This window comes from Georgenia halophila (genome assembly GCF_039541595.1).
Map to the genome: position 1 here is coordinate 52,123 of NZ_BAABGN010000013.1, position 21,307 is coordinate 73,429.

A 21,307-nucleotide genomic window follows, 5' to 3' on the forward strand; every position below is an offset into this window, starting at 1 on the left:
GGGTGCCGGACGCGGTTCGCGTCTCGTTCAGCCTGTGGGAGTGCTGACGCGCCGCAGGGCCGGGAACACGTGCTCGCGCAGCAGCGGCGCCAGGGTCGGCGCCGTGTCCGTCGGGTCCGTCGGGTCCGTCGCGTCCGGGGTCGTCCACCGCAGCTCGGCGATCTCGGCCGCGGCCACCGGTGCGATGCGGGCCGTCGTCGTGAAGACCTGGGCGACGACGTCGGTCTGGGGCTCGTTCGCCGCCGTCGCTGTCCACGACCCCAGATGCTTCAGGTCCTCGGCGGCGAGCTCGACGCCGATCTCCTCGCGGACTTCCCGGCGGGCGGCCTCGACCGCCGTCTCGCCCGGCTCCAGCTTGCCGCCCGGAAACATGAACGCCGTGGTCCCGCGCTTGCGCACGGTCAGGACGCGGCCGTCGCCGTCACGGAAGCAGGCGGCGGCGATGCGGAGCGTGGTGCGGGTAGTCACCGCGACAGGCTACGGCGGCAGGGCGACATCCCGGCGCAGGAGCGACGTGCCGGGACGACGTGCCTGCTCAGCGGCTCAGCGCGGGTGGCTCAGCCGCTTGGTGGCGACTGGCGCTCGAGGTGCTGGCGGAACCAGTCGAGTGCGAAACGTTGCGCAGCGATGCCGTAGTCGAGCGTGGCCCGCTGGTAGGCGAGCACGCCCCGGACCTCCTCGGGGAACTCGAGGGTGTCGAGGTGCTCATCAAGGCTCGTGAGCCGGGAAAGGTCCGACTCCATGCGAGCCGTGATGCGGCGAAGCACCGGCTCGCGTTCGGCGGGCTCCAGCAGACCGAGGAAGTACAGCCGCGACAGCGCCGCGGTCTCCAGGTCGGTGCCGGTCAGCTCGCCGGTCATCCAGGCGCGGAACTCACGGTGGCCGGCGGCGGTGACGCGGTAGATCTTCTTGCCCCGGCCGCCGGTCTCGACGCTGGCCACCTCGATGTGCCCGCGCTCCAGCAGCACGTCCAGCGCTCTCTTGATGCTGCCGGAGCTGGCGCTGTAGAAGAGCGCGACGCCGCCCTCGAATCCCTTGATGAGGTCGTAGAGGCTCCGCTGGGCGATCAGGAGGAGCCCAAGGACAACGTGCGCCATGGGACGACACTAGGGCATTGACTCTTCTAGATATGTCTAGTAGGTATGTCTACCTGTGATCGAGCACCGGGAGCATCCACATGGAGTCGCCACTACCCAGCACGACCGCCTCCCCAGACAACCGCGTACCCGCTGATGTCGACGGACGTCTGACGAGGCTGCTGGAGAGGCACGTCGCGCGGCGCGGCATGCATCACGCCAACGTCGCCCTCGTGAGCGGCAACGGCGAACGGCGCTGGTCCGCCGCGTCCTGCCGCACCGGCACCGGCACCGACGAAGGCACGCTGCACCCGGGCACGCCGTTCTTCATCGCGAGCGTGACCAAGCGCTTCGTCATCACGTTGGTGCTGCAGGCGCACGAGCGCGGCGAGCTCGATCTGGACGCGCCGATCGGCAGGCACCTGCCCGCGGACGCGACTGTCGGGCTCCATGTGCTGCACGGGGTCGACCGGACGTCGGCGATCACGGTGCGCCATCTCGCGGGCCATACCTCCGGGCTGCCCGACCACTTCGAGAGGCGCCGCGGCGGCCCCAGCCGGTACGAGCACCTCGCTGCCGGGCACGACGAGGGCTGGACCTTCGACGACATGGTCCGCATGACACGCGAGCAGCAGCGGCCGCACTTCGTGCCCCAGGACCTCACGAGGCCGCATCAGAAGGCCCGCTACTCCGACACCGGCTTCCAGCTCCTCATCCGCATCCTGGAGGTCGTGACCGGCCGTTCGTTCGCCGACCTGCTCACCGACCGGATCCTCGCCCCGCTCGACCTGACACGAACCTGGCAGCCCGGGCGGGCTGCGCCGGACCCGACGACGCCGGCGCCCTCACCGATCTACGCACGGCGGCGCCGTACCGACCTGGGCTCGATGATGGAGGCCTCCAACGACCTGTTCAGCACCACCGCAGACCTCCTCACCTTCCAGCGAGGGCTCCTCGACGGCCGGCTCCTTCGCGAGCAACGCTCGCTGGAAGCGCTCACCGAGCGATGTAACCGGCTGCGCAACATCCCCGTCCTGCGATACGGGCTGGGCACGATGTTCTTCACGTACCGCCGGCTCAGGTCGCCGAGGCGCCTCACGCTCGTCGGTCACTCGGGTGTCACCGGGACGTGGCTCTTCCACTGCCCCGAGGTGGACCTCCACCTGACCGGAACCGTCGACCAGACCAAGGGGCAGGCCGCGCCCTTCCGGCTCATGGCTCGATGCCTGGACGCCTGGCTGGCCTGAAGTCGCGGCAATCCACCCGCGCGAGGTGTCGACCCGGCGCGCCGCCCAAGACACCTCGGCGCGGGAGCGACGTCTCGGCGCGGGAGCGCCTCGCCGGACGGAGATGACATCTGTCATGGGTGGGGGGTGCACCCCTCACCCGGACCGATGACCGGCTGCACTGCCGCCGGTGTCGAACCGGGTAGAGGCTTGAGACATGAACTCCGAAGAGCCCGTCATCAGCGTCCAGGGCCTGCGCCGCACCTACGGCACCGGCCAGCACACCTTCGAGGCCGTGCGCGGCGTCGACCTGTCGATCCGCCGCGGCGAGCTGTTCGCCCTCCTGGGCACCAACGGTGCCGGCAAGACCTCGCTCCTCGAGATCGTCGAGGGCATCGCACCGGCCACCGGCGGCACCGTCCGGGTGTTCGGCAAGGACCCGTACCGGGAGCGTTTCGAGGTCCGTCCACGCACCGGCATCATGCTGCAGGAGGCGGGCTTCCCCGCCGACCTGACCACGGCCGAGACCGCCCGCATGTGGCACGGCACCCTCGGCAAGCCGCGCCCGGTCGAGCAGTGCCTCGCGATGGTGGGGCTGAGCCACCGCTCGGGTGTGCGCGTCTCTTCCCTCTCCGGCGGGGAACGGCGCCGACTGGACCTGGCCCTGGCGATCATGGGGCGCCCGGAGATCCTGTTCCTGGACGAGCCGACCACCGGCCTGGACCCGCAGTCCCGGCGCAGCGCCTGGGACCTGGTCAGGACGCTCCTCGGCGAGGGCACCACGGTCGTGCTGACCACCCACTACCTGCAGGAGGCCGAGGAGCTCGCCGACCGACTCGCGATCATGAACGAGGGTCAGGTGGTGCGCACCGGCACCGTGGCGGACGTCGTCGCCGCCGAGCCGGCCCGCGTGCGCTACCGCACGACGGACCCCGAGCTCTCCGACCCGGTCGCCCTCTCGGCCCTGCCGGCACTGACCGGACGCCCGCGCTCCGAGGCAACCACCGTCGACCTCGAAACCACCGACCTCCAGGCCACCCTCACCGCACTGCTGCTGCGCGCCCGGGAGAGAGGCAGCGCCCTGGAGAACCTCGAGGCGAGCCCGGCGTCGCTCGAGCGGGCGTTCCTCGCCATCGCCGAGGGCCGCGACGCCGAGAGCGTCCCCGCGGCCGCCGCCTGACCGGCTGGCACCACGACGCACACGACCAAGGAGACCTTCGACATGACCACCACCTCTGCACAGACGTCACCGACCGCACCGCCGGGCCGATCCGCACCGCCGGCCGCCGTACGCGCGAGCCGCACCGGCCGCCTGCTCGCCCTCGCCCGCGCCGAGCTGATACTCCTTGTCCGCAACAAGACCGCGTTGTTCAACGCGGTCGTGCTCGCGCCCGGCCTCGTCGCGTTCCTCGCCCTCGTCGGAGGAAACTTCTTCGGCAACGACCCCGCCACCGCCGCGGCGTCGATCGTGGCCACGCTGCTAGGCATCGCGCTGCTCATGGTCGTCTACTACAACCTCACCACCACGTTCGTGGCCCGCCGCGAGGAGCTCGTTCTCAAGCGGCTGATCACGGGCGAGGTCACGCGGCCCGAGATCGTCATGGCCTACGCCTTCCCCGGCCTGCTCATCACCCTGGCACAGCTGGCCCTCGGTTACGGGGCGGCCGCCCTCCTCCTCGAGCCCGTCGCCGTACAGAACGCTCTCTGGCTCCTCGCCGCGCTGGCCGGCGGGACAGCCGTCTTCGCGCTCCTCGCCGTCGCGAGCTCGGGCCTGACCCGCACGGTGGAGACGGCCCAGCTGACCACGATGCCGATGCTCGGGATCGCGATGCTGTTCTCGGGCTTCACCCTGCCGCTGCAGCTCATGCCCGACGTCGTGTCACAGGTGGCGTCGTGGACGCCGCTGCACCCGGTGGTCGCGCTCGTCCAGCACGGTTTCGGGACCATGCGACCGGACGGCACGGTCGCCTCCGGTGACCTCGTCGACGTCGCGCAGCCGCTCGCCTGTCTGGCGGTGTGGGCGCTGATCGGTCTCGCCGCCACGCGGCGCTGGATGCGCTGGGAGCCGCGCCGCTGACGGCGTCGGACCGGGCCGGGGCGCAGGACGGGCGCCCCGGCCCACTGCGTCGACGAACCACGAAGAGCCCCGAACCCTGGAAGAGTTGAGGACCGTGACAACACTGACGACCGGGCGCCGGACCGACCCCGAACGTTTCGACACGTACACCCGGTGGTCCATCTACACCATCTACCTGCTGGTCCCGCTGCTGGCGCTCGCCATCGTCACCCCGGTTCGCGCGGATGCCGCGCCGGCCGCGGTGTTCGGCCTCGGCAGCGTCGTCGAGGCCGCGCTTGCGCTCGTCGTCACGGCCAAGGCGATCACGGAGGCAACCGGTGGGCGGCGGATGAACCGCGGGTGGCTGGTTGCCCTGCTCGTCCTTGCTCTCGCGCTCGTCGTGACGGCGCTGCAGCTGCCCGTCACCGACAGCCTGTCCGGCCGGATCGGCGCCGTGGCGCTTGCCCTCGCCCTCGCTCTCGTCGCCGTGTCGGCGGTCCTCCGCCCGGGCGTCATCGCCGCCGGTGCCGTACTGGTCGCGACGGTCACGGCAGCCGTCGCCGCCGGCGAGGTCCCCGCCGTGCGTGAGCCGGACGAGCAGTACCTGCATCCCGTCGCGACGTTCATCAGTGTCGGGGCCATGAGCGGTGGCCTGGTGCTCAGCGTCCGGGTCTCGGCCTGGATGCTCAACGTGGTCTGGGAGCAGGAGCGTACGCGCGCCGTCCATGCCCGCCTCGCCGTCGCCGAGGAACGCCTGCGGTTCTCCCGCGACCTGCACGACGTCGTCGGCCGCGCGCTGTCGGCGATCGCCGTCAAGAGCGAGCTGGGTGCCGAGCTCGCGAGACGTGGCCAGGACGGTGCCGCCGACCAGATGACCGAGGTGCGCAGCCTCGCGCAGGACACCCTCAAGGAGGTGCGCGGCGTCGTCGCCGGATACCGGACCGCGGACCTCGCCGCCGAGCTCGACGGCGCCCGGTCCGTCCTGCGCTCGGCCGGCGTCAGCACCCGGGTCACCGGCGATGAGGCGGCGCTGCCCCCGTTGGTCCAGGAGGCGCTCGGTTGGGTGGTGCGCGAGGCAGTGACCAATGTGATCCGGCACGCCAGGGCCACGAGCTGCACCATCGATCTCGAGATCGATGGTGACGGGCGCGGCCGGGGTACGAGCACGGCACGTCTGACGATTGCCAACGACGGCGTGACCGCAGACCCGCGGGTCCGCAGCGGCTCCGGCCTCGTCGGTCTGCGGGAGCGCCTTGCGCCGCTCGGGGGCGAGCTGACGACTGTGGAGGGGGAGACGTTCGTCCTGACGGCCGTCGTCCCGCTCGGGGCACGCCACTCGGGCGACCGGCCGGACCGAACAACGTCGGGACCACCCGCCTCTGACACCATGCCGGGATGATTCGGATCCTGCTCGCGGACGACGAGATGCTCATCCGTGACGCGCTCGCGGGTCTCCTGGGGCTCGAGGAGGACATCACGGTCGTCGCCACCGCCGCATCCGGGGTCGAGGCGCTCGCCGCGGCCCGCAAGCACACGCCCGACGTCGTCGTCCTCGACCTGCAGATGCCCGACGGTGACGGCATCGACACGGCTGGTCGGATCGAGGCCGAGGTACCGGGCTGCCGCGCCGTCATCGTGACCAGCCACGGGCGCCCCGGGTATCTCAAGCGGGCGCTGGCGGCCGGCGTGGCCGGGTTCCTGCCCAAGACCGTCTCGGCACGCGTCCTCGCCGATGCCGTGCGCCAGGTCCACGGCGGCGGCCGGTACGTGGATCCCGAGCTTGCCGCCGAGGCCATCAGCGCCGGCGAGTCACCGCTGACGCCGCGGGAGGCCGACGTCCTCGAGCTCGCGGCCGACGGCGCACCGGCCGAGGAGATCGCCCAGCGCGCGTACCTGAGCCCCGGCACGGTGCGGAACTACCTGTCCTCCGCCGCGGCGAAGCTCGGTGCGGCCAACCGGCACGAGGCGGTCCAGGTCGCCCGCCGTCACGGCTGGATCTGACCGGCCGCTGGTCCTGCCCGACGCGGACGCGACGTGGCACCCGCGCGGCGACACGTCCGCGCGACGACGCATCCGCGCGGATAGCATCGCGAGGTGGCCGGACGCGAGGTGACCAGGACCTACATGGTCTTCATCCGTGTGCTGCTGCCCTTCATGTCGGCAGTCACCAGGCGCACCTGGCGCGGCAGCGAGCACCTCCCCACCTCCGGCGGCTTCATCGCGGTAGCCAACCACGTCACCCACCTCGACCCGTTGAGTCTCGGGCACTTCCTCTTCGACAACGGCGCGCCGCCACATTTTCTGGCGAAGCACTCTCTCTTCGACATCCCGGTGCTCGGCCGCATGTTCGCCAACGCCGAGCAGATCCCGGTCCACCGGGGAACCACGCACGCCGGCGACTCGCTCGTGGCCGCCGAGGAGGCGCTCGCGGCTGGAGCCTGCGTGGGCCTGTTCCCCGAGGGCACGCTCACCCGCGATCCCGATCTGTGGCCGATGACCGCACGCACCGGCACCGCCCGTCTCGCCCTGAAGACCCGCGTCCCGGTCGTTCCCGTGGCGCAGTGGGGCGCGCACCGCGTCCTGCCCCGGTACGGCCGTCTCCTGCGGCCCTTCCCGCCGAAGCCGGTGACCGTCGTCGCCGGGCCGCCGATCGACCTGGACGACCTGTACGACCGGCCGCTGGATCCGGACGTTCTGCGCGAGGCCACCGAGCGGATCATGGCGGCCATCACCGGCCAGCTCGCCGAGATCCGCGGCGAGGATCCGCCGCCGAAGCCGTTCGACATCCGGCTCGACGGCGATCCCGTGGCCGCGACCAGACGGCGGGCAGGGCAGCCGGCCACCGGGCACGGCGGCGCGGCGCCCGTCCGGCGCCGCGGCCTGCGGGGCAGGCTGGGCCGGTTCCGGCCCGGCAGCCGTCGCCGGTCGTAGCCCAGCGCTTGTCGGTCCGCCCCTGCGGGACCAGACTGGCGTCACCACGACGAGGAGGTCAGGCATGTCCGAGCACGGCACGTACAAGGTCAGCGAGATCGTCGGCACGTCCCCGACGGGAGTCGACGACGCCATCCGCAGCGGTATCGAACGGGCGAGCGCGACGCTGCGCAACCTCGACTGGTTCGAGGTCGTCTCGGTGCGCGGCCATCTCGAGGACGGCCAGATCGCCCATTACCAGGTCACCATGAAGATCGGCTTCAAGCTCGCCTGACCCGCGCGGGCGCCCTGGCGCGTGCGTGCGTCGCGCGTCAGCCCTCGCCGGTTCGGACGTCGACGACCAGCCGGGCCGGGTCCGTGAGCGTCAGGACCCGGAACGGCGCGGCCTCGTCCGTGCCGATGAAGGCCTGCGTCTGGCCCTCGAACACGCCGGTGACGACGACCTCCTCGACGAGGTCGGTGTCCTCGCTCGCGTACGACCCCTGGGCCATGCGGTCGCTCTCGTCCTCGCTCGGGTACCGCGTGCCGGTGATGACGACCTCGAGGACGTGGTCGCCCTCGACGTCGATCTCCCGGCCCCGTCCCTGCTCGACGGCGGAGTCGACGTACTCGACCTGGTAGCCGGGTTCGCCGCTGCCCTCGAGCTCGAAGACCACCCGCTCGAACGGCTCCGGGTGCTCCTCCTCCAGGTGGGCGCCGGTGCGTACGTTCGTGGGCAGCAGGTCCCCGCCGCCCGACGGCCAGTCCGGGTCCCTCCTCGTGTCCGTTCCCCATGGCACGTCGATCGTCGCGGGGTCCTCCGGGGCGGCGGAGCCGTTGCCGTCGTCGCTGGCCCCGTCGTCGCCGTCGCCGTCCTCGGCGGTCTGGTCTTCCGAGGGAGTCGTGGTCTCCTCCGACGGCTCGGTGGTCCCGTCCGATGGGGTCGTGGTCTCCTCCGACGCCTCGGTGGTCTGGTCGTCGGTCCCCGGGTCCGTCGTCGGCTCGTCCGTGCAGGAGACGAGCAGCAGTGCGACGGCGGCGCCCGCGAGCCCGGTACGTGCGTTTCTCACGGTTGCCTCCTCCGGTCGGATGCGTCGTTCCTGGTCAGGCTAGTGGCCGGTCGACAGTGCTTCTCGCTGGGACGGGCGCCTCAGCCGGCTGCCGTCGCCCGCAGCGCCCGGTCGAGGTCGATCCACAGGTCCTCGACGTCCTCCACGCCGACGCTCAGCCGCAGCAGGTCCTCCGGCACGGTGGGTGCCTCGGCGGCGAGACGACGGCGGCGCTCCAGACTGGACTCCACCCCGCCCAGGCTGGTGGCCGGCAGCCACACCTCGACGGCCCTGCTCAGTGCCTCGGCGGCCGCCGTCCCGCCCGCCGGGCGCAGCGTGAGGATCGATCCGAACCCGTCCATCAGCCGGGCGGCGCGCTCGTGCTGAGGGTGCGTCGGCAGGCCCGGATGCCCGACCGCCACGACGAGCGGGTGGTCGCCGAGGCGCCGCGCCAGCTCGAGGGCGTTCGCCTGCGACCGCTCGACCCGCAGCGCCAGGGTGCGCAGCCCGCGCAGCGCCAGCCACGTCTCGAACGGTCCCGGGACAGCCCCGCCGGAGGTGCGCCGTGCGTGCAGGCGCGCGCGGATCTCGCCGTCGCTCGTCACCGCGGCGCCGAGCACGACGTCGGAGTGGCCGGCGAGGTGCTTGGTCACCGAGTGGACGACGACGTCGGCGCCCTGGGTCAGCGGCCGCTGACCCAGCGGGGTGGCGAAGGTGTTGTCGACGACGCACAAGGCTCCGACCTCGTGGGCCGCGGCAGCCAGGGCGGGGACGTCGGCGACCTCGAGCATCGGGTTGGTCGGCGACTCGACCCACAGCACGCTCGCGGCCGGCTCACCCTCGGGAGCGAGGACCGCGACGACGGCGTCGGTGTCCGCGATGTCGGCCTCGCGCACCACCGACCCCTCCCGTGCCGCCTGCTCCCGGGCCGCCGTGAGCGTGGCGAGGTAGGCGTGCCGTGGAGCCACGATCGCGCTCCCGGGCTCGGCGAGCCGCAGCACCGCGTCGATGGCGCCCATCCCCGAGGAGAACACCAGCGCCGGGAGCGTGGCTTCCTCCAGCGCGGCAAGGGTCTGCTCGAGCGGCCCCCACGTCTCCGTGTCGTACCGGGCGTAGAACCGGTCGTCGCCGGGCTCGCCCGTGGAGGTGTACGTGCTCGAGAGCACGACGGGCGGGTTGACCGGCGCACCCTGGGTGCGCGCCGGCCGGCCGCCGGCGACGGCGATCGTGGCGGGGGAGAGGCGGTGCTGGCGCGAGTCAGGAGTGGTCACGGGCCAAGGTTAGGCCGCGCGCGAGGCCCCTCGGCGCTGCTGCCGGGCTGCGGCCCGGGCGAGCGGTAGTGTCGCGGCGATGGACAGCGAGCACGGAACGACAGACCCCGGCGAGAGCGGCGGCAGCCGCAAGGTGCGCGTCGCCGTCGTCTTCGGCGGCCGCAGCGGCGAGCACTCGGTCAGCTGCGCCACGGCTGCCGGCGTGCTGCGCGCGATCGACCGGGACGTCTACGACGTCGTACCGGTCGGCATCGCCCGCGACGGCAGGTGGGTGCTCGCCCCCGACGAGCCGGCCCTGCTCGAGGGCGGCCGTGCCGAGATCGACGCCGACACCTCGCAGGTGCTCGTGCCTCTCGGCGACAGCCCCGCCCCGCTGATCGTGGCCGAGTCAGGCCAGGTCCCGCGGGAGCTCGGAGCGGTCGACGTCGTCCTGCCGCTGCTCCACGGACCCTTCGGCGAGGACGGCACCATCCAGGGGCTGCTGGAGATGGCCGGCACCCGTTACGTCGGCTCCGGCGTCCTCGCCTCGGCCGCCGCGATGGACAAGCACTACATGAAGATCGTGCTCGCCGGGCACGGCCTTCCCGTCGGGCCGTACACGGTCATCACGCCGCGGCGGTGGCGCACCGACCGGCCCGCCGTGCTCGACGCCGTCGCCTCGCTCGGGCTGCCGGTCTTCGTCAAGCCCGCGCGCGCCGGATCCTCCCTCGGCGTCACGAAGGTCGACCGCGCGGAGGACGTCGAGGCCGCCGTCGTCTCCGCGCAGCAGCACGACCCCAAGGTGATCGTCGAGGCCCCCCTGAACGGCCGCGAGATCGAGTGCGCGGTCCTCGAGGGCCGTGGGGACGACCCGCCGCGCACCTCCGTGCCGGGAGAGATCGTCCTGGACGACCCGGGCTCCGGCTTCTACGACTACGACACCAAGTACCTCGACACCGCGCCGCTGACCATGGCGATCCCGGCCGACCTGCCCGAGGAGGTCACCGCCCAGGTCCGGGACCTGGCCGCGCAGTCGTTCGAGGCGCTCGGCTGCGAGGGACTCGCGCGGGTCGACTTCTTCTACACCCACAACGGTGAGGTCGTCGTCAACGAGGTGAACACCATGCCCGGGTTCACGCCGTTCTCGATGTATCCGGCGCTGTGGGGTGCGAGCGGGTTCAGCTACCCAGACCTCGTCGACGAGCTCATCGCCCTCGCACGCGAGCGGCCGGCAGGCCTGCGGTAGCCCGGCTGCAGCGAGCGAGGGCTACCCCCCGCGCCGAAGGCCACAGTTGCACCAGTAGCCCTCGGTGTTGCGAGTAGCCACCGCTCGGCGCCTCAGCTGACATCGCTGCCGGCGCCTCAGCTGACGTCCTCCGCGCCGACGCAGGAGCGCTCCGCCGGGACGAGGCTCGCCGCCTCGCCCAGCTCGGCCAGGTACGCCGTCACCTGGCCTCCACCCACCTGCTCGACGGGCACGACGACCTCGATGGCGGGCTCGCGCCCATAGGTGACGAAGGTCCATTCGCCACCGTCCTCCAGCTCGTCGGTCTGCTGCAGCGAGACCCAGTCGACGGAGCTGCCGCCAGAGGTCTCGACGCTGATGCAGCGGTCCGTCGTCGGGCCCGGGACCTCGACGCCGCAGCGCAGCGTCACGGGAGGGTCTCCCCACGCCGTCGTCGCCTGGGACGCGGTGTCCCGGCGATCAGCGCCCAGCAGGGTGTCCGGGCTGGCCACCATGACCTGGCCGCAGGCCGGGGCGGCGGCGTGCGGGCCGGCCGTCACGTCGACCGGTGCGGAGCAGCCCGCCATCAGCACGAGAAGGACGACGACAGCGGCGAGGCGTGGCCGAGGCGGACGTGGCACCCGGTCACTCTACGACCCGGCACGCAGGCGTCGAACACGTCCGCGGGCGGCGTGGAGGGCCGTCGTCAGGCTGGCTGCTCCGCCGGTAGCTGGGCGGAGAACTGCGCGCCCCAGACATCCATCGACGCCACGATCGGCTCCAGGCTCGCCCCGAGGGAGGTGAGCGAGTACTCGACCTTCGGCGGCACCTCGGGGTAGACGACGCGGCGGACGATGCCGTCTTCCTCCAGCTCCCGCAGCTGCCGGGTGAGGGTCTTCGTGTTCGCCAGCGGCACCAGGCGCTGCAGCTCGCCGAACCGCCTGGTGCCGCCGAGCAGGTGCTTGACGACCGTGAGCTTCCAGGCGCCGCCGAGCACCGAGACGGCGACCTCGACGGGGCACACCTGGATCGCCCGCTGGACCGGTAGGCGCATGGTCGACTCCTCGAGTTGAGGGATAGGGACAAAAATGTCCGTACTAGTGCATCCGATCCTAACGGTCCAAGATGGACATATGAAGAACCCGAGCACAGTTCACCCGAGCACAGTTCACTGGATCAGCGCCCATCCCGAGCCCCGCTCGCTCTCCGGGAGCCTGCGACGGGACGGCATCGCGTTCCTGCGCGAGCGGGGGCACGAGGTCATCGAGTCGGACCTGTACGCGATGCGGTGGGACCCCGTCCTACGTCCCCGCGACGGTGCCGTCTCCGCGGACAACGGTGCCCGCGGCGAGCACGAGGGCCGCTTCCGCGTCAGTCAGGACACCCGGCGCGCCTACCTAGCCGGGGAGCAACAGCCGGACGTGGCGGCCGAGCAGCACAAGCTGCGCGAGGCGGACGCCGTCGTCGTCCAGTTCCCGCTGTGGTGGTACGGCTTGCCCGCGATCCTCAAGGGGTGGATCGACCGCGTCTTCGTCAGCGGCTTCGCCTTCGGTAAAGACCCGTACACCGGGCGGCGCCTGCGCTTCGAGCAGGGCCCGTTCACCGGCAAGCGGGCGCTCGTCGTGACCACGCTGGGCGACCGCGAGGGCTCGATCGGGCCGCGCGGCAAGAGCGGCGAGCTCACGGAGACGCTCTTCGGGCTGCTGCACGGGACCTTCGCGTACACCGGGATGAGCGTGCTGCGCCCGTGGGCACTCCCGAGCGCCGACTTCACGACGCCGGAGGAGTACCAGGCGGCGAGCGCGGACCTGCTCGGCCGGCTCGCCGACCTGTTCGACGAGCGACCGATCCCGTACCGGCCGCAGTTCACCGGTGACTACACCGCCGACTGGGAGCTGGTCCCGCACATTAGACCGGGGGAGTCCGGGCTGTCGGTGCACCTGCAGGACGCGTGAGGTTCACGCCTCGAGCGCGGTGCGCACGATCTGCAGCGACTGCTCCCGGTCCAGGCCCACGCCGCGGACCGTCTCGGCATAGCGGCGTGCGGCCGCCTCGGCGACATCGAGGGCGTGGACACCGGCAGAGCTGACCACTGTGCCGGCGCGCCCGCGGGTCTCCACCAGCCCGGCCTCCTCCAGCTGCCGGTAGGACCGCGCGACGGTGTTGACCGCGAGCCCGAGATCACCGGCGAGCCCGCGCACCGTGGGCAACCGCGTCCCGACCACGAGCGTCCCGGCCGTGATCTGACCCGCGAGCTGGGCGCGCACCTGCTCGTACGGCGGCGTCGCCGAGGCGGCGTCGATCACGATCGGGTCCATCGCGACAGTCCATCACGGCGATACCCGGCGCTGCCTCACAACCGCACCTGGAGCGAGGTGACAAAGTGTGCTGTCTGTGCGGCTGCGAGCAGCAAAGACTGCACTTTTTGGGGACGCGACGGGTGTCGGAGCCTCAGATCGGTCGGACGGGCTGCCGCAGGATCGTCCGCAGTCGTGACGGCTCGGTGCGCCGGGGATCGTTGAGGTAGATCTCGTGGTGGTCGCCGCCGAACGTCCACCCGCCGTCGGGCATGACCTCGTCGTGCAGGCGCGCGAGCACCGGACCCTCGTCGTCGTAGGAGCCCACGTGCAGGATCTGCAGGCTGGTGCCCTCGGCGAGCGCCAGCACCCGCACGGCAGCGGCGGCCGGCAGGTTCTTCTTCTCGCGGACGGCGGCAGCGGTCTGCTCGACCTGCTCGGAGCCGATCCACTCGGGCAGCGGCACCAGCATGGTCCATTCCCAGCTGGTCTTGTCCCGGCGCACGAACGCCTGGGGGTCGGCGGCGCGCCACAGGCCCTCCAGCGGTCCGACGGCCAGGTCTCGTCCCGTCGCCTTCTTATCCGCGAACTTCAGGGTGTAGCCGACGGCGTACAGCGCACCGACGGCGTCGGCGTACTCCTCGGAGGTGTTGGGGTCGCCGTGGCCGTCGATCGCCAGGTAGCGCATCGGCGGCACCTCGACGACGGCGAAGTCGCCCCGTCGCGGCGAGTACAGGTCCCGGTGGACCTTCTTGACGTCGTACTTCTCCACGCTCTGCTCCACGCGCCGAGACTCCCACCGGTCGGGAGGCCTGTCCACGCTCGCCAAGCGGTCCGCGCCGATAGGTTGACCCTCGTGGACCAGCGCAGCGTCGCCGACCTCTCCGAGGACGAGCTCATCGCCTCCTTCGTGGCCCTGCTCCCGCGCGGGTCCAGCACGGTCGTGCCCACCGGCGACGACGCCGCGGTCGTCGCCGCGCCGGACGGCCGGTTCTGCGTCTCCACCGATGTCCTCGTCGAGGGTCGGCACTTCCGGACCGACTGGGGCAGCGGCGCCGACGTCGGCTGGCGGGCCGCGGCGCAGAACATCGCCGACGTCGCCGCCATGGGGGCCGCGCCCACCAGCATCGTGATCTCGCTCGTGCTGCCGCCGCAGACGCCGGTCGCATGGGTCCACGACATGTGCCGCGGGCTGTCCCAGATCTGCGCGCCGCTCGGTATCGGCGTCGACGGCGGCGACCTGTCCGCCGGCGAGCAGATCGTTGTCGCCGTCACCGTCCACGGTGACCTCGGCGGACGCATGCCGGTTCTGCGCTCGGGCGCCCGGGCGGGAGACGTCGTCGCTCACGCCGGCGTGCTCGGACCTGCGGCGGCCGGCTACGCGCTGCTCGAGTCCGGGCGGCGCGGCGGGTCGGACGAGGAGCTCGTGGCGGCGTTCCTGCGGCCCGTGCCGGCTCTCGAGGCAGGGCCCCTCGCGGCCGACGCCGGGGCCACCGCCATGATGGACGTCTCGGACGGCCTGCTGCGCGACGCCGGCCGGCTCGCCCTGGCCTCCGCCGTCGTCCTGGATCTCGAGCGGCCGGAGACCTCGGTCCCCGACGACGTGGCACGACTCGCCGACGCTGCGGCGCGTATGGGCGAGGACCCTGCCACCTGGGTGCTGACCGGGGGAGAGGACCACGGGATGCTGGCCACGTTCCCGCAGGGCACGCCGCTACCGGAGCCTTTCCGCCGCCTCGGCACGGTGCGCGCTCCGGGTGCGTGGCAGGTCGCAGGCCAGGCCCGTCCGGCGGGCACGGTGCTCATAGGCGGTGCCGTCCCGGAGGTGGCGTCGACCGGCTGGGACCACTTCCGCCGCTGAGTCGTCATTCCCGGCCGAGTCGTCATCAGTGCACGACAAAGGCCGCCGTCCCGTTCGGGACGACGGCCTTCAGCGTCGGTCAGTCAGACCGCGCGGGTGACCTTCTCTGCCTTGAGGCACGAGGTGCACACGTTGAGTCGCTTCGGGGCACCGTTGACGAGGGCGCGCACCCGCTGGATGTTGGGGTTCCAGCGGCGGGAGGTCCGCACGTGGGAGTGCGAGACGCGCTTCCCGAAGCTCGGGTGCTTGCCGCAAACGTCGCAGGTGGCAGCCACGGTCGTTCTCCTGATCTTCTCGCTGACGCACCGCCCTGGTCGGGCAGGTGCCTGTCAGAATTTGGTCGGTGAGCCCGGTCGCGGACCGCTCCGCGGGCCTCGGGCAACCGCTCAAGAGTACCCGAGACACGCTCGAGGACTCAATCGGGCCTTTCTCGCCGCCGGGTGGCATCCGCCACACGGCCGTCGTGGAGCTTGCCTCCTCGCACAGATCTGGGCCGGGGCCGACGCGTGTCGCCGCGGAAGGGAGGTCTCGCCACGAGACTGACCAGTCGGCGCGCGCGTGACGAGTCGGCGCGCGCGTGACAAGTCGGCGGGCGGGGCTGGACGCGCGAGGGCTGGGACGCATGGCTGTTGTGGACGGGACCGGAGGTGTGGGCCGTCGCCGCTAGCCTTGAGGCCAGCTCAGGGCCAGCTTGGGCACCGAGAGGAACTTCGGACCAAGGACCGACGGGGCGGAGGTGAGATGGGCGAGCCGGTAGCGCGCGAGACCCGGCACGACCATGCCGTCGTCGGTACCGGGGGTGGGCCGTTGGCCCAGAGCGTCGAACGCCGGGTCGGGGCGAAGACCGCGAAGGCGCTCGGCAAGCTCGGCATCCGCACCGTCGGCGACCTGCTGCGCCACTACCCGCGCCGGTACGCCGACCGCGGACGCCTGAGCGAGCTGCGGGACCTGCGCCTCGGCGAGCACGTCACCGTGATCGCCGAGGTAGCCAGGTCCGACATCCGGCCCATGCGGAACCGACGCGGCGCCATCCTCACCGTCCAGATCACCGACGGGACCGAGGTCGTCACGCTGACGTTCTTCGGCAAGCACCGCGGCTCGCTCGAGTTCCATGCGAGGAAGCTCCGCCCGGGCCTCACCGGCATGTTCACCGGAGACGTGAGCAACTACCGCGGCAGCCGCCAGCTTCTCCATCCCGACTACGAGACGTTCGAGGATCTGGACGCCGAGTTCGCCGCCGTCGACCGGGCCGAGCGGCCCATCCCGATCTATCCCGCCGGGCAGTCCATCCCCACGTGGAAGATCCGCACGAGCGTCGCGGCCGTGCTGGACACCCTCGACGCCGACGACGTCCCCGAGCCGCTCCCCGAGCACTACCGCCGTGAGCACGGGCTGCCGGACGCGTTCACTGCCCTGCACCAGATCCACGCCCCGCGCACCGACGGTGAGTGGAAGCAGGCCATGAAGCGCTTCCGGCACGAGGAGGCCTTCGTCCTGCAGGCCGCGCTCGCGCAGCGCCGCGCAGCCGCCCTGGCCGAGCCCGCCGTCGCCCGGCCGGCACGCTCCGGAGGCATCAGGGAGGCGTTCGACGCACGGCTGCCGTTCGACCTCACCGCCGGCCAGCGCGACGTCGGCGCCGTCCTGGAGGAGGAGCTCGGCGAACCCGTACCGATGATGCGGCTCCTGCAGGGCGAGGTCGGGTCGGGCAAGACCGTCGTCGCGCTTCGGGCGATGCTCCAGGTGGTCGACGCCGGAGGCCAGGCCGCCCTGCTGGCACCCACCGAGGTCCTCGCCCAGCAGCACCTGCGGACCGTCATGGCGCTGATGGGTCCGCTCGCCGAGGCCGGCATGCTCGGCGGCGCCGCCGAGGGCACCCGGGTGGTCCTCCTGACCGGTTCCATGGGTGTGTCGGCCCGGCGGAAGGCGCTCGCGGCGGCGGCGTCCGGCGAAGCCGGCATCGTCATCGGCACCCACGCCCTGCTCAGCGAGGTCGTGCAGATTCCCGACCTCGGCCTGGTGGTCGTCGACGAGCAGCACCGCTTCGGCGTGGAGCAGCGGGACGCGCTGCGCGCCAAGGCCGACGTCACGCCCCACCTGCTCGTGATGACCGCGACCCCGATCCCGCGCACCGTGGCCATGACGAGCTTCGGGGACCTCGAGACCTCCACCCTGCGAGAGCTGCCCCGCGGCCGCGCCGGCGTCACCACCACCACGGTGGTGCCGGCCGACAAGCTGCGCTGGGTCGAGCGCACGTGGGAGCGGCTCCGCCAGGAGATCGACGACGGCGGACGCGCCTACGTCGTCTGCCCGCGCATCACCTCGACCGGGACGGTCGTGAGCGGGGAAGACCCGGACGGCGAGGACGTCGCGGAGCTCGCCGTCGAGATGGTCGGCGGCGCCGAGCAGGTGGTCGCCGACGTCCAGACGCCCAAGCAGGACCGGCCGACCATGTCCGCCGTCGAGGACGTCCTCCCGATGCTCCGGGCGCTCCCGGCGCTGCAGGGGGTCGCGGTCGGACAGATGCACGGGCGTCTCAGCCCCGAGGAGAAGGACGTCGCCATGGCGGACTTCTCGTCGGGCCGCACCCCGGTCATCGTCTCGACCACCGTGATCGAGGTCGGCGTCGACGTGCCGGACGCCACGATGATGGTGATCCTCGACGCCGACCGGTTCGGTCTCTCCCAGCTCCATCAGCTCCGGGGCCGCGTGGGGCGGGGCACGAGGCCGGCCATCTGTCTCGCGGTGACCACGGCGGCGCCGGGTTCGACGACCTTCGAGCGCCTCTCGGCCTTCGCGGGCACCAACGACGGGTTCGAGCTCGCCGAGACCGATCTGAGGCTGCGCCGCGAGGGCGACATCCTCGGCGCCTCCCAGTCCGGCCGGTCGAGCTCGCTGCGACTGCTGCGCGTGCTGACCGACGCCGCCATCATCGAGGCCGCGCGCACCGCCGCACGAGACCTCGTCGCCCGCGATCCGGGCCTCACCGGCGAGGCCGGGCTGGCCCGGATGGTCGCGGACTCGCTCGACGAGGAGGCCGCGGCCTACCTCGAACGGACCTGACCTGCATGCCACCGACACCCCCTCAGCCCCTCCTCGCCGCCCGTGGCCTCGTGGTCGGCTACGGCCTTCCCGTGTGCCCGCCCGTGGACCTCGCCGTGCGGCCGGGGGAGGTCCTCGCCGTCGTCGGTGCGAACGGCACCGGCAAGTCCACGCTGCTGCGCACGCTCCTGGGCCATCTCGAACCGTTGGGCGGGCACGCCGAGCTGCTCGGCGTCGAGGTGGACCCCCGCTCGGTCGAGGTGCGTGCGGCGGTGGCCCAGGATCTCGGCGACGATGCGTTCTTCCCGGCGCTGACCGTGCGCGAGCACCTCCTCCTGACCTGCTACGGCCACCGCGTCACCGGGGCGTCCGACGTGGTGGACGGCCTGCTCGAGGAGTTCGGCCTGCTCGAGCGTTCCGCCGCGCTGCCCGCCGCGCTGTCCTCGGGTCAGCGCCGCCGGCTGCTGCTCGCCGCCGCACTGGCGAGGCCCCGGTCCCTGCTGGTCCTCGACGAGCCCGAGCAGCGCCTCGACGTCGGCATGCGCAAACACCTCGTGGAACGGCTCGCCGAGGAGCGCGAGGCCGGCGGCGCCGTCCTGCTCGCCACCCACGACCCCGCCGTCGTGACCGGTGCGGCCACCGGCGTGCTGCACATCGGTGAGGCGGAGGTGCGCACCCTCGGCCGGGACGCCGGCGCGGCCGCCGTCGCGGCCCTGTGAGGGTGGGGCACCTGTGAGCGCCCCGAGGGGCCGCGACGTCCGGCGCTGGACCAGGCGCCGCACCCGGCTGCGAGACCCCGCCAGCCCGTCGGACCTGCTCTACGACCTCTACAGCGGCATGCTCGCCGTCGCGATCTCGGCGTCCATGGTGCTGGCCGCCTCGGACCGGATCGGCACCGACCTCGCCACCGGGCCGTCGACCGTGGGATCGGGCCTGGGGCTGCACGTCACCTGGCTGGCCGTCCTGGCGGTGCTCGCGTGCATCGCCGCCGTCACCGGGCTTGCGGCCCGGCTGGGCCCGGTCGCCCTGTCGCCGGCCCAGACCGCGTGGTGGCTGCCGCTGCCGGTGGACCGCCGCGGCCTGCTCCGTCCCGCGGCCGTGCTGTGGCCACTCGCGGCGGCGGCGCTCGGCACCATCCTCGGGACGGCCGTCAGCCTGATCGTCTCGGCGCCGCTGGTCTCGGGCGCCGCGGCCGGTGCCGGCCTGACCACCTCGTGCGTGCTCGCCGTCGGCCTGACCCAGGTCTCGCCCGTCGCGCACCGGCGCGCCCGTCTCACTGCTGACGTCGCGCTGGCGGCGCTTCCCGTCCTGACCCTCGTCCTGGTCGTCCTCGACCCGCCGGTGCCGGCCATGCCCGACACCGCGATGACGGCGACGGCTGTCCTGGTCATGGTCCTCGCCGCCGCGCTGGGGATCGCCCTGGACCGGCGACTCGGCTCGCTGGCGGACTCCGGCCTGCATGAGCGCGGCGCGGTGGCCGGCGAGGCGCTCGGCGCCGCCATGTCGGCCGACACCCGTGCCCTCGGCCGCGCGCTGAGCGCCGCGACCAGCCCGCCCGAGCGAGCTCGAACGGCGCGGATGCGGTGGCTGCGTGCGGTCCCGCGACGCCTGGCGCCGCAGGCGGCGGTCGTCACGTCCGACGCCCTGCTGCTCCTGCGCAGCCGCCGCCACCTCGTCCAGCTCGTGGTCGCCGCCTGCCTGCCGGCGCTGGCGCTGAGCGTCGCGCAGCCCGTCCCGTTCGTGACGCTGATCCTGCTGGTGGTCGGGGCCTACACGGCGGCGCTGGCCGTCACCGAGGGAGCGCGCCGGGCGGAGAACGCGCCCATGCTCGATGCGTTGTTGCCGCTCGGGGCGCAACAGGTACGCCTCCTGCGCCTGCTCGTCCCCTCGATGGCGCACGCCGGCTGGTCGGTGGTCGTGTTCGCGGTGCTGGCGTGGCGCTACACCGGGCCCGAGTGGCTGGTCCTCGGGATGGTCGCGGCACCGGTGTGGGCTGCCGGCGCTGTCCGGGCCGCGTACCGCGAGCCGCCGGACTTCAGCGGCGGCCTGATCCACACCCCGATGGGTGCCGTCCCGCCCGGCGCCGCCGCCGCGTTCAGCAAGGGCCCCGACATCGCCATCCTGTTCTCCGCCCCCAGCCTGGTGGCCGTGCTCATCGGCACGGTCTCACCGGTGCTGATCGGGGTCCAGGCGGGTCTCGCCGTCGTGGCGCTCGCCATCGCGGGCTACGCGTCGCGGGCTTCCAGACCCAGCGCCTCGGCGAGCAGCTCGTAGGAGCGGTGCCGAGCCTGCGCCGTCGGGGTGTTCGAGGTGACGATGACCTCGTCCGCCTGCGCGTGGGTGACGAAGCTCGCCACCTGCTCCGGCAGCGCGGCGGGGGAGCCGACGGCGGAGTAGCGCAGCATCGTGCGCACTTGGTCGCCGGCGGGGGAGGACAGGATCGCGTCGGCGTCGGCCTCCGACAGCTCGGTCCCTCGGCGCACGAGGCGGGTCACCATGGTCCGCAGGGCGGCGTGGTGCAGGTCGGCCGCCTCGTCGTCGGTGTCGGCGACGAAGACGTTCAGGCCGGCGATGACGTACGGCTCAGGGTGCTTCTCCGACGGCTGGTACTCCGTGCGGTAGGCGGTGACGGCGTCGACCAGCGCGGCCGGCGCGAAGTGCGAGGCGAACGCGTAGGGCAGGCCCATCGCGGCCGCGAGCCGGGCGCCGAACAGTGAGGATCCGAGGATGTACAGCGGGACCTCGGTGCCGGTGCCGGGTGTCGCACGGACCTCCTGACCGGGTCGCTCGGGTCCGAGGAGCGACTGGAGCTCGGCGACGTCCTGCGGGAACCGGTCGGAGTCGTGGGGTTCGCGGCGCAGCGACCGCAGCATCGCCATGTCGCCGCCCGGCGCGCGCCCCAGACCCAGGTCGATCCGGCCCGGATACATCGTCTCGAGGGTGCCGAACTGTTCGGCGATGACCAGCGGGGAGTGGTTCGGGAGCATGATCCCGCCCGCGCCGACCCGCATCGTCGATGTGTGCTCCGCGATGTGGCCGATGAGGACCGCCGTCGCCGACGAGGCCACCGTCGCCATGTTGTGGTGCTCGGCGAACCAGTAGCGCGTGTACCCCCAGCGCTCGGCGTCGCGGGCCAGGGCCACGCTGGCCTCGAACGTCGCCCGCACCCCCTCCTCCGGCCGGACGGTGGCCAGGTCCAGGACGGACACCGGCAGGGCGCGCACCGCCTGCGGCAGCTCGGACTCCGCGCCGGCGGCGTCGGTGATGGGGTGGTTGGTGGCGTGGGGCACGGTGGACCTCCGGGGATCGGTTCGCTGC

At 72.7% G+C, this 21,307-nt stretch carries 23 protein-coding genes; 13 read left to right on the top strand and 10 right to left on the bottom strand.

Annotated elements, in window-relative coordinates; genetic code table 11:
- Nucleotides 1-27: 27 nt before the first annotated feature.
- Together ABD907_RS16355 and ABD907_RS16360 are read right to left on the bottom strand one after the other, a co-directional pair.
- Entirely contained in the window at nt 28-468 is a 441-nt protein-coding gene (locus ABD907_RS16355; RefSeq protein WP_345217464.1) for an NUDIX hydrolase, read from the bottom strand.
- An 89-nt stretch (nt 469-557) separates the two neighbouring features.
- Nucleotides 558-1,097: a PadR family transcriptional regulator gene (locus tag ABD907_RS16360; protein ID WP_345217466.1), complete on the bottom strand. Its 540-nt coding sequence runs from the start codon at nt 1,095-1,097 to the stop codon at nt 558-560.
- Between the two features lie 80 nt (nt 1,098-1,177).
- Here ABD907_RS16360 and ABD907_RS16365 point away from each other — a divergent pair, with 80 nt between their 5' ends.
- From ABD907_RS16365 to ABD907_RS16395, 7 genes are all read left to right on the top strand, one after another.
- The gene (locus tag ABD907_RS16365; RefSeq protein WP_345217468.1) at nt 1,178-2,323 is read left to right on the top strand and encodes a serine hydrolase domain-containing protein; all 1,146 of its coding nucleotides are present in this window, start codon (nt 1,178-1,180) and stop codon (nt 2,321-2,323) included.
- A gap of 196 nt (nt 2,324-2,519) precedes the next feature.
- Nucleotides 2,520-3,482: an ABC transporter ATP-binding protein gene (locus ABD907_RS16370; RefSeq protein ID WP_345217471.1), complete on the top strand. Its 963-nt coding sequence runs from the start codon at nt 2,520-2,522 to the stop codon at nt 3,480-3,482.
- Between the two features lie 42 nt (nt 3,483-3,524).
- Nucleotides 3,525-4,379 carry an ABC transporter permease gene (locus ABD907_RS16375; protein WP_345217472.1) on the top strand — a complete coding sequence of 285 codons (855 nt, stop codon included), beginning with the start codon at nt 3,525-3,527 and terminating at the stop codon, nt 4,377-4,379.
- A 94-nt stretch (nt 4,380-4,473) separates the two neighbouring features.
- Nucleotides 4,474-5,757 carry a sensor histidine kinase gene (locus tag ABD907_RS16380; protein WP_345217474.1) on the top strand — a complete coding sequence of 428 codons (1,284 nt, stop codon included), beginning with the start codon at nt 4,474-4,476 and terminating at the stop codon, nt 5,755-5,757.
- The gene (locus ABD907_RS16385; RefSeq protein ID WP_345217476.1) at nt 5,754-6,359 is read left to right on the top strand and encodes a response regulator; all 606 of its coding nucleotides are present in this window, start codon (nt 5,754-5,756) and stop codon (nt 6,357-6,359) included. The genes ABD907_RS16380 and ABD907_RS16385 overlap by 4 nt, the downstream gene beginning before the upstream one ends.
- A gap of 93 nt (nt 6,360-6,452) precedes the next feature.
- Complete coding sequence (locus ABD907_RS16390; protein WP_345217478.1) at nt 6,453-7,289, top strand: lysophospholipid acyltransferase family protein; 837 nt, start codon at nt 6,453-6,455, stop codon at nt 7,287-7,289.
- Nucleotides 7,290-7,353: 64 nt separating this feature from the next.
- Nucleotides 7,354-7,563: a dodecin gene (locus tag ABD907_RS16395; protein ID WP_345217479.1), complete on the top strand. Its 210-nt coding sequence runs from the start codon at nt 7,354-7,356 to the stop codon at nt 7,561-7,563.
- Nucleotides 7,564-7,600: 37 nt separating this feature from the next.
- Here the strand turns inward: ABD907_RS16395 and ABD907_RS16400 are convergent, their stop codons facing one another.
- Nucleotides 7,601-8,338 (bottom strand): AMIN-like domain-containing (lipo)protein, encoded by a 738-nt coding sequence (locus ABD907_RS16400; protein ID WP_345217481.1) that lies wholly within the window; start codon nt 8,336-8,338, stop codon nt 7,601-7,603.
- 80 nt (nt 8,339-8,418) lie between these two features.
- A complete protein-coding gene (locus tag ABD907_RS16405) occupies nt 8,419-9,588 on the bottom strand; it encodes a trans-sulfuration enzyme family protein (protein ID WP_345217483.1) in 1,170 nt (389 codons plus the stop codon).
- Between the two features lie 79 nt (nt 9,589-9,667).
- Between ABD907_RS16405 and ABD907_RS16410 the strand changes: the two genes are divergently transcribed.
- The gene (locus ABD907_RS16410; RefSeq protein WP_345217486.1) at nt 9,668-10,813 is read left to right on the top strand and encodes a D-alanine--D-alanine ligase family protein; all 1,146 of its coding nucleotides are present in this window, start codon (nt 9,668-9,670) and stop codon (nt 10,811-10,813) included.
- A gap of 116 nt (nt 10,814-10,929) precedes the next feature.
- On the opposite strand, the gene ABD907_RS16415 is transcribed toward ABD907_RS16410, so the two are convergent.
- Together ABD907_RS16415 and ABD907_RS16420 are read right to left on the bottom strand one after the other, a co-directional pair.
- Nucleotides 10,930-11,433: a DUF3515 family protein gene (locus ABD907_RS16415; protein ID WP_345217488.1), complete on the bottom strand. Its 504-nt coding sequence runs from the start codon at nt 11,431-11,433 to the stop codon at nt 10,930-10,932.
- Nucleotides 11,434-11,498: 65 nt separating this feature from the next.
- A complete protein-coding gene (locus tag ABD907_RS16420; protein ID WP_345217489.1) occupies nt 11,499-11,846 on the bottom strand; it encodes a winged helix-turn-helix transcriptional regulator in 348 nt (115 codons plus the stop codon).
- Between the two features lie 79 nt (nt 11,847-11,925).
- Here ABD907_RS16420 and ABD907_RS16425 point away from each other — a divergent pair, with 79 nt between their 5' ends.
- Nucleotides 11,926-12,747, top strand: a complete 822-nt coding sequence (locus ABD907_RS16425) for an NAD(P)H-dependent oxidoreductase (RefSeq protein WP_345217491.1) — start codon at nt 11,926-11,928, stop codon at nt 12,745-12,747.
- Between the two features lie 3 nt (nt 12,748-12,750).
- Here ABD907_RS16425 and ABD907_RS16430 read toward each other — a convergent pair whose 3' ends face one another.
- Both ABD907_RS16430 and ABD907_RS16435 read right to left on the bottom strand, forming a co-directional pair.
- Entirely contained in the window at nt 12,751-13,110 is a 360-nt protein-coding gene (locus ABD907_RS16430; protein ID WP_345217494.1) for a GntR family transcriptional regulator, read from the bottom strand.
- A 133-nt stretch (nt 13,111-13,243) separates the two neighbouring features.
- Nucleotides 13,244-13,861, bottom strand: a complete 618-nt coding sequence (locus ABD907_RS16435; protein WP_486334124.1) for a GyrI-like domain-containing protein — start codon at nt 13,859-13,861, stop codon at nt 13,244-13,246.
- Between the two features lie 84 nt (nt 13,862-13,945).
- Here ABD907_RS16435 and ABD907_RS16440 point away from each other — a divergent pair, with 84 nt between their 5' ends.
- Nucleotides 13,946-14,950: a thiamine-phosphate kinase gene (locus ABD907_RS16440; RefSeq protein ID WP_345217498.1), complete on the top strand. Its 1,005-nt coding sequence runs from the start codon at nt 13,946-13,948 to the stop codon at nt 14,948-14,950.
- Between the two features lie 83 nt (nt 14,951-15,033).
- On the opposite strand, the gene rpmB is transcribed toward ABD907_RS16440, so the two are convergent.
- Nucleotides 15,034-15,225, bottom strand: a complete 192-nt coding sequence (gene rpmB, locus ABD907_RS16445) for a 50S ribosomal protein L28 (RefSeq protein WP_345217501.1) — start codon at nt 15,223-15,225, stop codon at nt 15,034-15,036.
- A 466-nt stretch (nt 15,226-15,691) separates the two neighbouring features.
- Between rpmB and ABD907_RS16450 the strand changes: the two genes are divergently transcribed.
- Genes ABD907_RS16450 through ABD907_RS16460 form a run of 3 tightly spaced genes read left to right on the top strand, consistent with a single transcriptional unit; the run spans nt 15,692 to nt 20,263 of the window.
- Complete coding sequence (locus ABD907_RS16450; RefSeq protein WP_345217502.1) at nt 15,692-18,010, top strand: ATP-dependent DNA helicase RecG; 2,319 nt, start codon at nt 15,692-15,694, stop codon at nt 18,008-18,010.
- Nucleotides 18,011-18,015: 5 nt separating this feature from the next.
- On the top strand, nt 18,016-18,708 hold the full coding sequence (locus ABD907_RS16455; RefSeq protein WP_345217504.1) for an ABC transporter ATP-binding protein: 693 nt from the start codon (nt 18,016-18,018) through the stop codon (nt 18,706-18,708).
- A 13-nt stretch (nt 18,709-18,721) separates the two neighbouring features.
- A complete protein-coding gene (locus ABD907_RS16460; RefSeq protein WP_345217505.1) occupies nt 18,722-20,263 on the top strand; it encodes a DUF6297 family protein in 1,542 nt (513 codons plus the stop codon).
- Here ABD907_RS16460 and ABD907_RS16465 read toward each other — a convergent pair.
- On the bottom strand, nt 20,215-21,204 hold the full coding sequence (locus tag ABD907_RS16465; RefSeq protein WP_345218890.1) for an LLM class flavin-dependent oxidoreductase: 990 nt from the start codon (nt 21,202-21,204) through the stop codon (nt 20,215-20,217). The genes ABD907_RS16460 and ABD907_RS16465 overlap by 49 nt on opposite strands.
- Nucleotides 21,205-21,307: the final 103 nt, after the last annotated feature.

Bases quoted from the DNA above. Each gene is read 5' to 3' on its own strand.
- ABD907_RS16360 (WP_345217466.1), bottom strand. From the start codon at position 1,097: ATGGCGCACGTTGTCCTTGGGCTCCTCCTGATCGCCCAGCGGAGCCTC.
- ABD907_RS16365 (WP_345217468.1), top strand. From the start codon at position 1,178: ATGGAGTCGCCACTACCCAGCACGACCGCCTCCCCAGACAACCGCGTA.
- ABD907_RS16370 (WP_345217471.1), top strand. From the start codon at position 2,520: ATGAACTCCGAAGAGCCCGTCATCAGCGTCCAGGGCCTGCGCCGCACC.
- ABD907_RS16375 (WP_345217472.1), top strand. From the start codon at position 3,525: ATGACCACCACCTCTGCACAGACGTCACCGACCGCACCGCCGGGCCGA.
- ABD907_RS16385 (WP_345217476.1), top strand. From the start codon at position 5,754: ATGATTCGGATCCTGCTCGCGGACGACGAGATGCTCATCCGTGACGCG.
- ABD907_RS16395 (WP_345217479.1), top strand. From the start codon at position 7,354: ATGTCCGAGCACGGCACGTACAAGGTCAGCGAGATCGTCGGCACGTCC.
- ABD907_RS16410 (WP_345217486.1), top strand. From the start codon at position 9,668: ATGGACAGCGAGCACGGAACGACAGACCCCGGCGAGAGCGGCGGCAGC.
- ABD907_RS16420 (WP_345217489.1), bottom strand. From the start codon at position 11,846: ATGCGCCTACCGGTCCAGCGGGCGATCCAGGTGTGCCCCGTCGAGGTC.
- ABD907_RS16425 (WP_345217491.1), top strand. From the start codon at position 11,926: ATGAAGAACCCGAGCACAGTTCACCCGAGCACAGTTCACTGGATCAGC.
- ABD907_RS16430 (WP_345217494.1), bottom strand. From the start codon at position 13,110: ATGGACCCGATCGTGATCGACGCCGCCTCGGCGACGCCGCCGTACGAG.
- ABD907_RS16450 (WP_345217502.1), top strand. From the start codon at position 15,692: ATGGGCGAGCCGGTAGCGCGCGAGACCCGGCACGACCATGCCGTCGTC.
- ABD907_RS16455 (WP_345217504.1), top strand. From the start codon at position 18,016: ATGCCACCGACACCCCCTCAGCCCCTCCTCGCCGCCCGTGGCCTCGTG.